Raw genomic sequence first — 15,308 nt, 5'->3', positions numbered from 1 at the left:
GAATTTTCCCCCCTGAACACACCCGATTTTTATTCATACCCGGTGCTCTCCCTGGTTACACTGGGGTCATCCAGGGGAGGAAACACCGGAGGGAGGCACCCCACCTCGGGGTGCCTCCCTCACAACAGGATGCGGGTGAGCGCGTACTTGTCCTAGTCGAACTGCTTAGTCGAACTCAGGGAAGCTGGCCAGCGATAGATCATCGGCCTCGGTCAGCTTCGCGGCGTCGAAGAGGATCTCGGAGAGTTCCTCCTTCTCCTCCGGCTCGATGACGGCCCCGTAGTATTTGGTGTTGAACTTCTCCAGCTCATCCAGGGTGCTCTGGGCAGCGGCGTTGAGGACATCCTGCTCAGGGCCCTTGCCCATGGCATCCAGGGAATCCAGGTAGTTCTCCAGGATGACGCGGAGTTCCGGCAGCGCCTTCACATCGAAGGGGGCATCCCAGAATTCCTTCTCATCGTCCTTGAGATAGGAACCGGTGGCGAATTCCTCCAGGTTGGCGATGAAGTCGTTGACGGTGGGCTGAAAGGTTGCGCGAATGCTCATGCGTTCATTGTCCCTGAAAACGCTCAGAGACGCACTCCCAGCAGCGCATCCACGGCGGCGGCGAGGATCCGACCGGCCGGGGTGAACTCCGGGGCGTCGAACTGATCGGCGGTGTCAGACACATTCCCGGTGTCCTTGAGTGCCGTCTCAGCCCAGGTATCCACCGCGGCGAGGGCGGCAGGGGTGTCCAGGTCATCGGAGAGGTGGGTGCGCAGCTGGGCCACGGCATCCACCGCCGCCTGGACATCGGTGGCCACGGCGGCGGCACTGCGCCACAGGGCCAGGCGCGCCTCGGCCGCTGCCAGGATCTCATCACTCCAGTCACGGTCACCGCGGTAGTGGTGGGCGTAGACACCGAGACGGATCGCGCCCGGTTCATGCCCGGCGGCGGTGAGACGGTGGACGAATTCGAGGTTGCCCAGCGACTTCGACATCTTCACCCCGTCCTGGGAGATCATGCCGGCGTGCACATAGTGTTTGGCCATGCGCTCCACCCCGTGGGCGGCCTCGGCGTGGGCGGCGGAAAACTCGTGGTGCGGGAACATCAGGTCCGATCCGCCACCCTGGATGTCGAAGCTGTGGCCGAGACGGTTGGTCGCGATGGCCGAACACTCGATGTGCCAGCCGGGGCGACCGGGGCCGAAGGGGGACTCCCAGCTGGGTTCGCCCTCGCGGGCGACGCGCCACAGCAGGGCGTCCATGGGGTTGCGCTTGCCGAGGCGGTCGGGGTCGCCGCCGCGCTCGGCGAACAGCTCCGCCATGGTGGCAGCGTCATAGTTGGATTCATAACCGAAGTTCTCGGTGGCGTTGATCGAGGCGTAGACATCCGGGTACTCCGGGTCATCAACCACGTAGGCCGCGCCCTCCTCCAGGAGGATGGAGACCATCTCAATGACCTCGTCGATGGATTCGATCGCACCGATGTAGTCCTGCGGCGGGATCACCGCCAGTGTTTCCATGTCGCTGCGGAAGAGATCGATCTGGCTGGTACCCAGCTCACGCCAGTCCACGCCGTCGCGCTCGGCGCGTTCGAACAGCGGATCATCCACGTCGGTGATGTTCTGGACGTAATGCACCTGGTGATCATTGTCCAGCAGCACGCGGTAGATCAGGTCGAAGGCGAGGTAGGTCGCCGCATGCCCCAGGTGTGTGGAGTCATACGGGGTGATACCGCAGACATACATGCCCACCGGGGTTCCGGATCCACTGGGCGGCACCTCCACGGGTTTGACCTGTTGATCTGCGGTGTCGTAGAGCGCCAGTGGCACGGGGGTGCCGTCCAGGGCGGGGATGTCGGGGGTGGGCCAAGAATGCATGGATCTAACTCTAGCTACTTTCCACGGTAAGGGATTGTTGAGGTCGTGTTTTCATCCAGCGCGCCGTCGCGCGTCCGCCACCCACAACATCCCCGGGCGGGTCGTTATTCCCACCCTGCTTGTCGACGAAAAACCCCGCAGCTCCCGGTGAGGGACCTGCGGGGTGGGGCGTCGACAAGCAGCTTTTTAGGGGTTGAGGTAACCCAGCCAGAGCAGGAGCATGACGAGAAGGCCGGCCGGGATGCGGTAGGCGGCGAACCAGGAGAACGAGTGGTTGGCCACGAACTTCATCAGCCAGGCGATGGAGGCATAACCGACAACGAAGGCCACCAGGGTGCCGACGGTCAGCTGCAGGCCCGAGGCCGCCTGGCCGGAGGAGGGATCAAAGGCGTCCGGCAGGGAGTACAGGCCGGACCCGAGCACCGCGGGGATGGCCAGCAGGAAGGAGAACTTCGCGGCGACCTCACGGTTGAGCCCCATGAACAGACCCGCGGAGATGGTGCCACCGGAACGGGACACACCCGGGATCAGGGCGAGGCACTGCGCGAAACCCATGACCAGGGCGTCCTTCATGGTGAGGTCCTCATAACCGCGGTCCTTCTTGCCCACCTTCTCGGCGAGGATGAACACAAACGAGAACAACACCAGCACCGTGGCGGTGATCCACATGTTGCGCAGGGCATCACGGATGAGGTCCTTGCCCAGCACACCGAGCACCACCACGGGAATGGTGGCCACGATGATCATCCAGCCCATCTTGTAGTCGCGTCCGCGACGCTCCTTGTTGAACACCCCGGCGAACCAGCCGGTGAGGATCTGCCAGATCTCCTTGGCGAAGTACACCAGGACGGCTGCCTCGGTGCCGAGCTGGACCACCGCCGTGAACGAGGCACCGGCATCGGCGCCCCAGAACAGTTCGGAGATGATGCGGAGGTGTCCCGAGGAGCTGATGGGCAGGAATTCAGTGAGTCCCTGGACCAGAGAGAGGACGAGCGTCTGCGTCCAACTCATGTTGTCAGCTGCGACCGGTTCCACCGCGGATGCTAGAAGGTAGGTCTGTTCATTCACCCGGTAAACCCTACTACCGCCGGGCCGAAGTAGTGTTGTTGGCGTGAAACAGCGAATGGTGGGAACGAGTGGTCTGCGTGTGACACGCATGGGGCTGGGCACCTCAACCTGGGGGCTGGGTACCGAGTTACCCGAGGCCACCACGATCCTCACCGACTTCCTCACCGCCGGTGGCACCCTGATCGACGTCTCCCCCACCTACGCCACCGGCGCGGCCGAGCAGATGCTGGGTGAGTTGCTGCGTACCCACACACCCCGCCCCGATCTGGTGATCTCCTCCTCCGCCGGTGTCAATCCCCACCTGCCCATCGGGCGGCGGGTGGACTGTTCCCGTCGCTCCCTCATCGCGCAGCTGGATGCCACCCTGGCCTCCCTGGGTACGGAATACCTGGATCTGTGGTCTGTGGGCTACTGGGATGACCGCACCCCACCCCATGAGGTCGCCGACACCCTCGACTACGCCGTGCGCACCGGCCGGGTCCGCTATGCCGGGGTCCGTGGGTATTCCGGGTGGCAGCTGGCGGTCACCCATGCCGCCTCCCACCACGCCGCCGCGGCGGCACGCCCCATCGTGGTGGCCCAGAGTGAATACAGCCTGCTGGTGCGCCGACCCGAGGAGGAGCTGCTGCCGGCCACCCAACACCTGGGGGTGGGCTTCTTCGCGGGTGCCCCACTCGGCCAGGGAGTGCTCACGGCCAAGTACCGCTCCCAGATCCCACCGGATTCCCGCGCGGCATCCTCCGGGCGCGACGCCGAGATGCAGGGGTACCTCGACTCCCGGGCACACACCATCGTCGATGCCCTGGACACCGCCGCCCGTGGGCTGGGCCTGAGTCCCGCCGTCACCGCCACCACGTGGGTGCGGGACCGCCCCGGGGTCACCTCGGTGATCGTGGGGGCGCGCACCCCTGAGCAACTGCAGCAGTTGCTGCGGGTGGAGGAGGTTGTTCTCCCCGCCCCGATCATCAAGGCGCTGGAGGATGTCTCCCTATAACAGGGACTACCCGGTCCGGCTGGTAATCTGACACATTGTGAATATGCGCCTGCGTTCCCGTGCCCACCGTCCGCTGCTGGTTACGTCACTGGTGGCCACCACCGTGTTACTGGCCGGGTGTTCCCAGAACCTCCCGGACACCCCGGACATGGGCAATGCCACCCCGGTCGCCTCCCCACCGGCGGAGAATCCCGCCGGCACCGTCATCGACTACACCGCCGCCATCACCGACCTGGAGGTCGCCGACGGGGACATCCTGGGTGTGCGCACGGAGGACACCCTGGCCATCGGCACCGTGGCCGATTTCGAGGCGGGGACCGAAACCACCCTGGATGTGGACGCCGGCTGTGGTGATCTCACCGCCACCGGTGACCGGTTCGTGCTCGCCTGTGAACAGGGCGCCTTCGTCATCGACGCCACCGACCCGGACCTCGATGACCTGCGGGCCACCGACACACCGACCACCGTGGCGGCCCTGACCAGCGATGGGATCCTCCTCACCGGCAATGATGTGGATGAGGATGTCACCGTCTACCGCGACGGCCAGGAGCCGGTGACCTTCGACGTGCAGGATCCCGGCACCGAGATGATCGCCGTGCCGGTGGAGGACCGCCACGACGCTGTGGTGCGCATCTGGAACGGTGCCACCACCATCCAGGACATCGACTACCCCAACGACCGCCCCGGCGCGACCCTGCGCGTGGGTCTGGGTGTGGGACAGATGGCCGGCGGTGAGGACGGGCTGCTGGTGGTCTCGGACAATATCGGTGGTCAGATCGCCATCTACAACGCCGATGACATCATCCGCCTGCAGATGACCGCTCCGGTCGGGGATGATCCGTGGGGGGTGGCGTGGGATGCGGAACGTGACCTGGCGTGGATCACCACCCTGTCGGATAATCAGCTGGCCGGTTACCGGATCTCCGAGGGGGTGCCCGAGGAGCAGCACCGTCTGGATACCGTCGCCGATGCGCGCAATGTGGTGGTGCTCGAGGACGGTGCCCTCGTGGTGGCGTCCGCCTCCGGCGATGGCCTGCAGGTCATTGACGCCCCGGCCTGACCCCTCCTGATTCTTCCTCCCGATCCCAGTAGAAAGTCATTTCCCATGAGTTCGTCCTCCCCTGCCAGTCCTGCCCGCACGATCCGTCAGAAGGCCTACGATGCGAGCCTGAAGGCCATGTTCACCCTGCGTCCCGAGCGTATCCACGGCATCATCGCCGATGGTCTGGGTGTGCTCCAGATGGCGACACCGGTCAACCGTGTCATGGGTCGGGTCATCGGGGTCAATGATCCGGTGTTGTCCCAGGAGGTCTTCGGTGTGACCTTCCCCCGTCCGCTGGGTCTGGCCGCGGGGTTCGACAAGAACGCCACCGCCGCCGACACGTGGACCGCCCTGGGTTTCGGGTATGCGGAGCTGGGCACGGTCACCGCCTCCCCGCAGCCGGGCAACCCGACACCGCGTCTGTTCCGTCTGCCGGCGGATAAGGCCATTCTCAACCGCATGGGGTTCAACAACGCCGGTGCTGCGGATGTCGCCGATAATCTGCGTCACCGCAAGTCCCGGGATGTCATCGGCATCAATATCGGCAAGACGAAGGTGGCGCCCGCCGAGCAGGCGGTGGATGACTACCGACGCTCAGCCTCCCTGCTGGGTGATCTGGCCGATTACCTGGTGGTGAACGTCTCCTCCCCCAACACCCCGGGTCTGCGGGATCTGCAGGCGGTGGAGTCCCTGCGTCCGATCCTGGCCGCCGTGCAGGAATCCACCTCGGTGCCCGTCCTGGTGAAGATCGCCCCGGATCTGTCGGACGATGACGTGGACGCCGTGGCTGATCTGGCCCTGGAACTGGGCCTGGCCGGCATCGTGGCCACCAATACCACCATCTCCCGTGAGGGTCTGGTCACCCCCGCCCATGAGGTGGCGGAGATGGGTGCCGGTGGTATCTCCGGTCCCCCGGTGGCGGAGCGCGCCCTGGAGGTCCTCAGGCGTCTCTATGCCCGGGTCGGTGATCAGCTGGTCCTGATCGGTGTCGGTGGTATCAGCACCCCGGAGCAGGCCTGGGAGCGGATCACCGCCGGTGCCACCCTGCTGCAGGGGTACACCGGTTTCATCTACGGGGGCCCGGACTGGATCCGGGACATCCACCTCGGTCTGGCGGAGCAGGTCAGGGCTCACGGGTTGTCCAACATCTCCGAGGCTGTCGGATCCGGTCTGCCCTGGAAGGACAGTGCCGTGTAGGCCTTATCCACCACAGAGAAACAGGGGCGTTATCCGATGACAGGTGTCATCGGATAACGCCCCTGCTGGTTGTTGCCGGGTGGCTACGCCTTCGGCATCAGGGAACGGCGGATGATCAGGCCACAGATGATGGCGGTCACGGCCCACAGGCTGAGCCAGAACTGCTCGATCAGCATGATGGGGTCATTCGGCAGCGCACGGCTGGCGAAGACCAGGATGACCGCAACAGCCAGGGCGATGACCTGGAGGCGGGAGCTGTTTTCATATTTGCTCACCGTGGCGAAACCGCCCAAGATGGCGGCCGCCAGGAGGATCACCAGGAATCGTGGGGTCACGGCGAAGGGCTGGAGCAGACCGCCGTTGAACAATTGGATGACACCGAAGACGATCATGACCGCCCCGAGTGCCACGAACGCACCACCGATGCGGATTCCCGCGGGGACCTTGCGCCAGGCCATGCGGTTGTCCATGTCCAATTTAAGCCTTGATTTACCTGATGATGCACTCATAATGTGACTTACCCTACTAGTTCTCGTACCAACCCCACAGCACGGATCGCCCCAGAGTATGGAAATAGAGGTTGAAACCGAGGACGGTGGGGGTGGAATCGGGGTCAATATCGAGTTTTTCCACGTCCACGGCGTGCACGGCAAAGAGATAGCGGTGGGGGCCGTGGCCCTCCGGTGGCTGCGCCCCGTAGTAACCGCGCACGCCGGAATCACCCTTGAGGGAGACCACCCCGTCGATGCCGCCGAGGGTCTCATCGCCGGCGCCGGTGGGAAGTTCGGTGACGCTGACCGGGATGTTGAAGGCGGCCCAGTGCCAGTAACCGGAGGCGGTCGGGGCATCGGGGTCGAAGCAGGTGATCGCCAGGGACTTGGTGCCCTCGGGCAGATCGGACCAGGACAGCTGCGGGGAGACGTTATTGCCACCGAGCTGGGGTTCCTTGAGCTTGTCGCCGTTGGTGAGATCGGTGGAGGTCAACGGGAAGCTGGGGACATCACCCAGGGGTGCGTAGGGATCGGGGCCGGGGAAACGGGCATCATTGTAATCGCTCATATCCCCACTACTACCCGAAAACCCATGTGGGCGCAGTCACCCGGTCACCCCTGCTGTGAATCAGCACCCTCACTCCACCGCTCGAACAGCCGCGCATACCGGCCACCGCGGGCCACGAGTTCGGCGTGGGTACCGTCCTCGACGATCTCCCCCTCCTCCATGACGATGATCCTGTCGGCGACCACCGCCTGGTCCAGACGGTGCGCCACCACCAGTGAGGTGCGGCCACGGGCAATCCGGGTGGCGGCGGTCTCCAGCATGCGGGCATTGTCACTGCCGGCCTCACTGGTGGCCTCATCCATGATCAGTACGGGTGGGTCACGCAGCACGATGCGCGCGAGGGAGATCTGCTGCTGGATCTCCGGTGACAGTTCCTCCGCGCCGGCACCGATCGGGGTGTCCAGGCCGTCGGGGAACCACCGGATATAGGCCGGGCTGCCCTTGTCCAGACCGACCGTGGCCAGGGCCCGGTCCAGCTCCGCGTCACCCGCACCGGCGGCCGCCATGGAGAGATCCTCCCGCAGGGTGCCGGAGAACAGGTGCACCTCCTGGCTGATGAGGGTGATCTGGCGGGTGGTCCAGGTGTCGGACACCGTGGCGGTGTCCACACCGTCGACGGTCACCCGGCCGGAATCGGGGCGTTGCAGGCCGGCGATGAGACCGGCCAGGGTTGATTTACCGGCACCGGATGTCCCCACCAGCGCCGTCGTGGTACCCGGCGCGAGCGTGAGATTGAGATCCTTGAGCACCGCCGCCCCACCCGGGTAGGAGTAGGTGAGATTCTCCACCTGCACCTCCGGCGCGCCTGACAGATCCTCGGGTTCCGGCGCGGCCGGCGCACGGTTGGCCAGGGTGGCCAGTGACACGGCGCGTCCCAGGGAGGTGACCGCGCTCTGGATCTCGGAGGCGAACATCAGGACGTTGAACACGTGCACCTCCATGCGCACCACCACGAACACGGCGGCGGTGGCGGCACCCGCGGAGAGGTGACCGGTGGCCACGAGATACGCCCCCAGACTGAAGGTTCCGATGAGCAGCAGGCCGTAGGCGATGGACCCCAGGAGCAGGATCCGGGTGAAGATCGGGACGCGGTCGGCGGTGGCCTGCACCGAGGTCCAGGATGCCCGGCGCATCCGTCCAAGGGCCCAGTCGGCCAGGCCCAGCACCCGGAGTGTCCCGATGCCCCTGATGGTGTCCAGCAGCAGATTGTTGCGTCGGGCCTCGGTGCTGGAGACCACATTGGTGGCCTGCGGGATGACGCGGACCGCTCCCCTGACGCCCGGGATGAGGATGAGGATGATGACGGCGAAGATCAGGAGGTAGGACCAGTGGATGAGCACCAGGGACAGGATGGACAGGGGGAAGATCAGGGCGGTGACCACCACGCGCACACCGGTCATCGCGATGATGCGCACCGTGTTGTCGATATCCTGGGTGATGCGACTGATCACATTGCCGGTGCCCAACTGCATGACATCCGGCACCGGGGCACGCAGTGCCGAGGACAGGGCGGCCTTACGCAGATCCACCGACAACCGACGGGTGCGGGAGTTGATGAGGTACTGGGTGATCGACCGGCCGGCGGTTTCGGTGAGGATCGCCACGCCGACGATCCCCAGCAGCCACATCATGGCCCCGGATCCGCCACCGATGACCGGCAGGGTGTCACCGTTGATGATGTTGACGGAATACCCCAGCAGATTCGAGGTACCCACCATGGCGGTCACGGTGACCACCGCAACCAGCAGGAAGGCGGTGAACCATCCGGCGGTGGGGCGTGAGGGAAGGGCACCCAGCAGGCGACCCGATTCCCGCACGGTGGCCGGTTCGAGCACATCGGCCACCCGGTCATCCAGGCCGGTTGTCCTGTTCACGTCGCTCATTGTTCCGTCTCCTTCTCCGGGCTGCGGGCCGGTTGCCCGCTGAACTCCTCCACCACGCGGTCGGCCACACCCCACCAGGTGGGGTTGGAGGTGATCACCACCGTGCGATACCCCGACCGCAACCCGGCCACCCGGCGCGCGACCTGATCGAGGGTGACCGAGTCCAGGCCGGTGGTGGGATCATCGAGGATGAGTACGGGTGGGTCGGCTGCCAGAAACCGGGCCAGGGCGATGCGTTGACGTTGCCCGCCGGAGAGGTTGAGTCCCGCCTCACCGATCGGTGTCTCCGGCAGGACAAGGTCCGTGCCCTCCCCCTCCGAGAGCTCACCTCCGAGTCTGCGCAGGATGTCCCGGCAGCTCGCCGCCCAGAGTGCATCCCGCAGGTGTTGCGGTGGCACGGTACCCAGCGGGTTGACGTTGTCGGCGAGGGAACCCTCGAACACGCTGACCCGGTGCGGTGCCACCACCACCCCGGGCTGGAGCTGCCAGCGCTGCAGTTCTGCATCCACCAGCTGGCGGTCCCCCGCGCTGCGCGGATTCCACACGGTGAGACCGGCGTCGATCTCCCACCGGGGTTCACCCGGAGTGGGGGCCAGGGAGGCGTCGACAAGCTCACCGGCCAGGTGCTGGACGCGGCGGGTGGAGGCCTGCCCACGGGCCCACAGCTCGGTGAGCACACCGAGGGAGATGCCCAGCACCGTCAGCGACGGCGGGACCAGCAGGGTCACGGAGATCATCTGTCCGGGGGTGATCTCCCCACGGAAGGCCAGGACCGCCGCATAGCCGAGCAGCCCGATGGACCAGGCGGCGGGCACGAACTGCCGCAGGAAGTTCAGGCCCGCCTGCAGACGTGACTCGCGCAGCATGACGTCCAGTGCCGCGTCGGCAGCCGCCCCGAAGCGGCGTTCGGTGTGTTCGACCGCGCCGAGCCCCTTGACCACGCGCGATCCCTGCGCGACGTCCGTGGCGATCGCGATGGAGGCGGCCTCCGCTTTGCGACGCCTCGCCGATATCCTCGTCAGAGGCCCCGAGGTCAGATAGGACGCCAACGCCGTGGACAGTCCCCCGCACACCAGCAGCACGGCGATCAGTGGGGAGATCGGCGCGATGGCGATGGTGGACCCCAGGAGGAAACCCACCATGCCGACCGGGAAGTTGAGAATGTTCTTCAAGGCCCCGACCTGCACGGAATCCTGGTCCACGGTGTTGAGGACCGCGCCGGGTGACAGGGTGTTGCGCGGGGTGGTCAGCAACATCCGGGACAGTTCCAGCCGCAGGGTGTGCACCACCCGCGCGGAGGTGAGATCGGTCAGGGCGTCGGAGGTGGCCTGGAGGATGTAGATCAGCCACAGGCACACTGCGATCGCCGTCCCCACCGCGACCACGGGCCACAGCTGGCCCGCACCGTCGTTGAAGGCCCAGTCGGTGCCTCGTCCGACGATCAGGGACACCCCCGCGTTGATCGCACTGGAGATCAACAACCCCAGCACCATCACCCAGGTGCCCACGGGCAGGGCCCACAGCAGGGACCAGGTGGCGGCGCGGGTGGTGGAACCGGTGACACGGGGCAGAAGGGGCGTTTCATCGGTCGGGGAATCGGGAACAAACCACGACCAGGTACGCATCCTGCGGAACTTGGTTGCCATGATGCTTAAAGTACCCGAATCCCCCGGGTGTCCCCTTCTCGCCCGACCGAACTCACACGGGTGTAACTTCCCCGCCCTCGGTGCCCGGTGTGAACTGGGGATTTGTCTTCTACTCAGGGTTGGGGTTATTGTTTATCTCGTGCCAAGGGCAGTTACGCCCATAACACCCAGCCCGGGTGGCGGAATGGCAGACGCGCTAGCTTGAGGTGCTAGTGTCCTATTAACGGACGTGGGGGTTCAAGTCCCCCTCCGGGCACACTGTTTCAACACAGTAACCTTTTGAGGCCCTGATCTACAGGTCGGGGTCTTATTTCTTGCCTGATGCCGGGTTGTCGCCCGGTGTCCTTGTTATACACCAGCCCAGGTGGCGGAATGGCAGACGCGCTAGCTTGAGGTGCTAGTGTCCTATTAACGGACGTGGGGGTTCAAGTCCCCCTCTGGGCACTCGTGAAGAGTGAACACCAGTAAGGCCCCGATCCAGTGGATCGGGGCCTTATTGCATTCCCGGGTCCAGTCCCGGCCGTATTCCCACCTGATCTAAGGTGGATGACATGAGCACACCAGGTCCCACCACCCCCGGCATCACCGTCAGAACAGCTCACACCTCAGACTTCCCGGTGATCGCGGACATCCTCGTCGACACCTTCGCCACAGATCCCGGTTTCCTGCGTTGGATTCCCCAGCCCGATCCCGGGAACCGTCTGCTGCGGGGCCTGTTCGAACTCCAGCTGCAGACCCGGTACGCCACTGCGAACACCGTGGATGTGGCTCTGGATGAGGCCGGTGACATCGTCGGCGTGGCCCTGTGGGACGCCCCGGATTCCGACCACGGTGTCCTGGATGAGGCCCGCCTGCTCCCCCGGCTGGTCACATTGTTCGGGGCACGCACCCCGCAGTTCCTGGCCCAGGGGTTCCGTTCCGCACGCATGCACCCGAAATTCCCCCACTGGTACCTCTACACCATCGCCTCCGTCCCCCAGGCCCGGGGCACCGGGGTGGGTACCGCCCTGCTCACCCACGGCATTGACCGTGCCGGCGAGGAGGCGATCTATCTGGAGGCCACCTCGACACGCTCGGCGCAGCTGTACCACCGCCACGGGTTCGTGCCCCTGGGGTATCTGCCCGACAACGATGATCTCCCCTCGGAGTTCGCCATGTGGCGTCCCCCGACCATGCCCCGCTAGGAAAAATCCGCCCGCACCCCCCTGTGTCACATGGGGGTGTGGGCGGATCCGGTTCTGCCTTGACGCCAGCTAGATACTGTCGAACGCCGCCAGGATGTTCCGGGCAGCCAGCGTCGGGGTGGTGGCACCGTCGCGCAGTGCCCTCTCCATGTCACGGCTGACCGTCTTCACATCGGGGTCGTTCTCCAGACGCATGCGGATCGTCTCGTGGACCATCTGCCACATCCAGCCCACCTGCTGATGACGGCGGCGCTCCTCGAAGAGACCGTTCTCCCTCATCACCTTCTGGTGTTCCTGGACATGACCCCAGAAGACATCCACACCGGTGCCCTCCACCGCGGACATGGTGATCGTCGGTGGATGCCAGATCTCATCCTGGCTGCGGACCATCCGCATGGCCGCGGCCAGATCGCGGGCGGCCCGCTTGGCGGGTTTCTCATTCGCACCGTCAGCCTTGTTGATGGCCACCAGTTCCGCCATCTCCAGGACACCCTTCTTGATGCCCTGCAGCTGATCACCGGCACCGGACAGTGCCAGGAAGGTGAAGATGTCCACCATCTGGTGCACTGCCACCTCACTCTGGCCCACACCGACGGTCTCGACGATGATGATGTCGTAACCGGCCGCCTCGAACACCACCATCGCCTCGCGGGTAGCCTTGGCCACACCACCGAGGGTGCCTGCCGATGGGGACGGCCGGATGAAGGCCTTATCCTCCCGCGACAGCTTCGACATGCGGGTCTTGTCCCCCAGGATCGAACCCCGGGTCTTGGTGGACGAGGGGTCGATGGCCACAACCGCCACCCGGTGTCCCTCACCGATCAGGTGCATGCCGAGCGCCTCGATGAAGGTGGACTTGCCCACACCCGGCACACCGGTGATACCGATGCGCAGGGCGTTACCGGAATGCGGAAGCAGCCGGACCAGCAGCTCCTGGGCTAGTTCCCGGTGTGCCGCGGAGGTGGACTCCAGCAGGGTGATGGCCCGGGCGACCTTGGTGCGTTCGTTGGCCAGGACGGCATCGTACAGCTCATCGACGTTGATCCGCTGGCGCGCACGCCGGAGCATCTCCGGGGCCGGTGGGACAATGGCGCCCAGATCCGTGCCGCCGGTGGTGCTCAGCGTGCCGAGGGTGTCCTCCAGAAATTCCCTGTCAGGCATCCTCATCTACATCCAGCTCAAAACCGAGGTGCGCTGCCAGCCTGGTGATCAGGTCGATGGCGGAGTCGGCGATGACGGTGCCCGGTGGGTAGATGGCGACGGCGCCGTTGTCGTAGAGCTCCTGGAAGTCACCCGGTGGGATGACGCCACCGACGGTGACCAGGATGTCCTCACGCCCCAGGGCGGCCAGTTCCTTCTTCAGCTCAGGCAGCAGCGTCAGGTGACCGGCGGCCAGGGAGGACATGCCCACCACGTGGACATCGGCGTCCACGGCGGCGCGGGCGGCCTCGGCCGGGGTCTGGAACAGCGGTCCGACATCCACATCCATGCCCAGGTCGGCATAGGCGGAGGCGACGACCTTCTGGCCACGGTCGTGGCCGTCCTGTCCCATCTTGGCGATGAAGATACGGGGGCGACGACCCTCCTGCTCCTCGAAGGCGTCAGCCAGGGCGATGGCGCGCTTGACGTTGGACACCTCACCCTCCTTTCCTACCTCGTCCTTGTACACACCGGACAGTGTCTTGATCTCGGCCTCGTGACGTCCGAAGATCTCCTCCAACGCATCGGAGATCTCACCGATGGTGGCCTTGGCACGAGCGGCGTCGACAGCGAGCTTGAGCAGGTTCTGCTCCAGATCGCCCGGCTTCTTGTTGTCGTTGCGGGCCGCGGCGGTCAGGGCGTCCAGTGCACGGCGGGTCTCGTCCTCGTCGCGCTCGGCACGCAGACGGGCCAGCTTCTCCAGCTGCTCGACGCGCACCTTGCTGTTGTCCACCTTGAGGACTTCAATCTGCTCGTCCTCGTCGACGACATACCGGTTCACACCGATCAGGGCCTGGCGGCCGGAGTCGATGCGGGCCTGGGTGCGGGCGGCGGATTCCTCGATGCGCAGCTTCGGGATGCCCTGGTCGGTGGCCTGGGCCATACCGCCGGCCTCCTCGACCTCCTCGATGTGCTTGCGTGCGCGGTTGGCCAGCTCGTTGGTCAGCCATTCCACGTAGTAGGAACCGGCCCACGGGTCGACCGGGCGGACGGTGCCGGACTCCTGCTGCAGCAGCAGCTGGGTGTTACGCGCGATGCGTGCGGAGAAGTCGGTGGGCAGCGCGAGTGCCTCGTCGAGTGCGTTGGTGTGCAGCGACTGGGTGTGGCCCTGGGTGGCGGCCATCGCCTCGATCGCGGTGCGGGCCACGTTGTTGTAGACATCCTGGGCGGTCAGGGACCAACCGGAGGTCTGCGAGTGGGTACGCAGCGACTGGGACTTCGGGTTCTTCGGGTTGAACTTGGCCACCAGCTCGCTCCACAGGAGACGACCGGCGCGCAGCTTCGCGATCTCCATGAAGGTGTACATGGAGATACCCCAGAAGAAGGACAGGCGTGGGGCGAACTTGTCCACGTCCAGACCCACCTCCTGGCCGGCGCGGAGGTACTCGATGCCGTCGGCAAGCGTGTAGGCGAGCTCGAGGTCGGCGGTCGCTCCGGCTTCCTGGATGTGGTAGCCGGAGATGGAGATCGAGTTGAAGCGCGGCATCTTCAGGGAGGTGTACTCGAAGATGTTCGAGATGATCCTCATCGACGGCTTCGGTGGGTAGATGTAGGTGTTGCGGACCATGAACTCCTTCAGAATGTCGTTCTGAATGGTTCCGGCGAGCTGCTCGGGGGCAACACCCTGTTCCTCGGCCGCCACGATGTAGAAGGCGAGGACCGGCAGCACGGCGCCGTTCATGGTCATGGACACGGACACACTCGACAGGTCGATGCCCTGGAAGAGTTCACGCATGTCCAGGATGGAGTCGATGGCCACACCGGCCATGCCCACATCGCCGACCACGCGCTCATTGTCGGAGTCGTAGCCGCGGTGGGTGGCCAGGTCGAAGGCCACGGACAGGCCCTTCTGACCGGCGGCCAGGTTACGGCGGTAGAACGCATTGGACTCGGCCGCGGTGGAGAAACCGGCGTACTGGCGGATGGTCCACGGCTGGTTGGTGTACATGGTCGGGTACGGCCCGCGCATGAACGGCTTCTGGCCCGGGAGGGAATCCAGGGGGTGGCCGGCGGCGGCTGCCGCGGCACGGTCGTCCTCGGTGAACACGCGCTTGACGTCGATGCCCTCCGGGGTGTTCCACACCTGGTCGGCACCGGCCGGGGTGGCGGTGGTTCCTGCATCAGCTGCGGGACCGTCGAGGGGTACCTCGGAGAAATTGGGGATTGTGGTCAT

At 65.5% G+C, this 15,308-nt stretch carries 13 protein-coding genes and 2 tRNA genes; 6 read left to right on the top strand and 9 right to left on the bottom strand.

Translation table 11 applies throughout. The annotated features are described in order from the left end of the window. Nucleotides 1-165: 165 nt before the first annotated feature. From H9627_RS08870 to H9627_RS08860, 3 genes are all read right to left on the bottom strand, one after another. Complete coding sequence (locus tag H9627_RS08870; protein ID WP_191733641.1) at nt 166-546, bottom strand: hypothetical protein; 381 nt, start codon at nt 544-546, stop codon at nt 166-168. A 23-nt stretch (nt 547-569) separates the two neighbouring features. After that, a complete protein-coding gene (gene mshC, locus H9627_RS08865; RefSeq protein WP_191733640.1) occupies nt 570-1,862 on the bottom strand; it encodes a cysteine--1-D-myo-inosityl 2-amino-2-deoxy-alpha-D-glucopyranoside ligase in 1,293 nt (430 codons plus the stop codon). A gap of 186 nt (nt 1,863-2,048) precedes the next feature. Beyond that, on the bottom strand, nt 2,049-2,873 hold the full coding sequence (locus tag H9627_RS08860) for an undecaprenyl-diphosphate phosphatase (protein ID WP_225213698.1): 825 nt from the start codon (nt 2,871-2,873) through the stop codon (nt 2,049-2,051). A 112-nt stretch (nt 2,874-2,985) separates the two neighbouring features. Between H9627_RS08860 and H9627_RS08855 the strand changes: the two genes are divergently transcribed. From H9627_RS08855 to H9627_RS08845, 3 genes are read left to right on the top strand one after another with little or no spacing between them, the layout of a single operon-like run. Then, nucleotides 2,986-3,924, top strand: a complete 939-nt coding sequence (locus tag H9627_RS08855; protein ID WP_191733724.1) for an aldo/keto reductase — start codon at nt 2,986-2,988, stop codon at nt 3,922-3,924. A 43-nt stretch (nt 3,925-3,967) separates the two neighbouring features. Further along, nucleotides 3,968-4,984, top strand: a complete 1,017-nt coding sequence (locus H9627_RS08850; protein WP_191733723.1) for an NHL repeat-containing protein — start codon at nt 3,968-3,970, stop codon at nt 4,982-4,984. Nucleotides 4,985-5,029: 45 nt separating this feature from the next. After that, nucleotides 5,030-6,163 carry a quinone-dependent dihydroorotate dehydrogenase gene (locus H9627_RS08845; protein ID WP_191733638.1) on the top strand — a complete coding sequence of 378 codons (1,134 nt, stop codon included), beginning with the start codon at nt 5,030-5,032 and terminating at the stop codon, nt 6,161-6,163. Nucleotides 6,164-6,246: 83 nt separating this feature from the next. On the opposite strand, the gene H9627_RS08840 is transcribed toward H9627_RS08845, so the two are convergent. From H9627_RS08840 to H9627_RS14335, 4 genes are read right to left on the bottom strand one after another with little or no spacing between them, the layout of a single operon-like run. Next, complete coding sequence (locus H9627_RS08840) at nt 6,247-6,672, bottom strand: hypothetical protein (protein ID WP_191733637.1); 426 nt, start codon at nt 6,670-6,672, stop codon at nt 6,247-6,249. Nucleotides 6,673-6,688: 16 nt separating this feature from the next. Next, entirely contained in the window at nt 6,689-7,222 is a 534-nt protein-coding gene (locus H9627_RS08835) for a YbhB/YbcL family Raf kinase inhibitor-like protein (protein WP_191733636.1), read from the bottom strand. 44 nt (nt 7,223-7,266) lie between these two features. Continuing rightward, on the bottom strand, nt 7,267-9,105 hold the full coding sequence (locus H9627_RS08830) for an ABC transporter ATP-binding protein (RefSeq protein WP_191733635.1): 1,839 nt from the start codon (nt 9,103-9,105) through the stop codon (nt 7,267-7,269). Continuing rightward, nucleotides 9,102-10,751 (bottom strand): ABC transporter transmembrane domain-containing protein, encoded by a 1,650-nt coding sequence (locus H9627_RS14335; RefSeq protein ID WP_404826202.1) that lies wholly within the window; start codon nt 10,749-10,751, stop codon nt 9,102-9,104. Before H9627_RS14335 ends, H9627_RS08830 begins: the two co-directional genes overlap by 4 nt. 170 nt (nt 10,752-10,921) lie before the next feature. On the opposite strand from H9627_RS14335, the gene H9627_RS08820 reads away from it, so the two are divergent. From H9627_RS08820 to H9627_RS08810, 3 genes are all read left to right on the top strand, one after another. Beyond that, a tRNA-Leu gene (locus H9627_RS08820) sits at nt 10,922-11,007 on the top strand. Nucleotides 11,008-11,109: 102 nt separating this feature from the next. Beyond that, nucleotides 11,110-11,195 (top strand) — tRNA-Leu (locus H9627_RS08815). Between the two features lie 107 nt (nt 11,196-11,302). Continuing rightward, a complete protein-coding gene (locus H9627_RS08810; protein WP_191733634.1) occupies nt 11,303-11,935 on the top strand; it encodes a GNAT family N-acetyltransferase in 633 nt (210 codons plus the stop codon). Nucleotides 11,936-12,004: 69 nt separating this feature from the next. Here the strand turns inward: H9627_RS08810 and meaB are convergent, their stop codons facing one another. After that, the gene (meaB, locus tag H9627_RS08805; RefSeq protein ID WP_191733633.1) at nt 12,005-13,096 is read right to left on the bottom strand and encodes a methylmalonyl Co-A mutase-associated GTPase MeaB; all 1,092 of its coding nucleotides are present in this window, start codon (nt 13,094-13,096) and stop codon (nt 12,005-12,007) included. Then, entirely contained in the window at nt 13,089-15,308 is a 2,220-nt protein-coding gene (scpA, locus tag H9627_RS08800) for a methylmalonyl-CoA mutase (RefSeq protein ID WP_191733632.1), read from the bottom strand. Before scpA ends, meaB begins: the two co-directional genes overlap by 8 nt.

Source organism: Corynebacterium gallinarum (genome assembly GCF_014837045.1).
In the GTDB taxonomy this organism is placed as follows: domain Bacteria; phylum Actinomycetota; class Actinomycetes; order Mycobacteriales; family Mycobacteriaceae; genus Corynebacterium; species Corynebacterium gallinarum.
The sequence above is the reverse complement of the archived record's forward strand: the minus strand, read 5'-3'. Positions and strand labels throughout refer to the sequence as shown.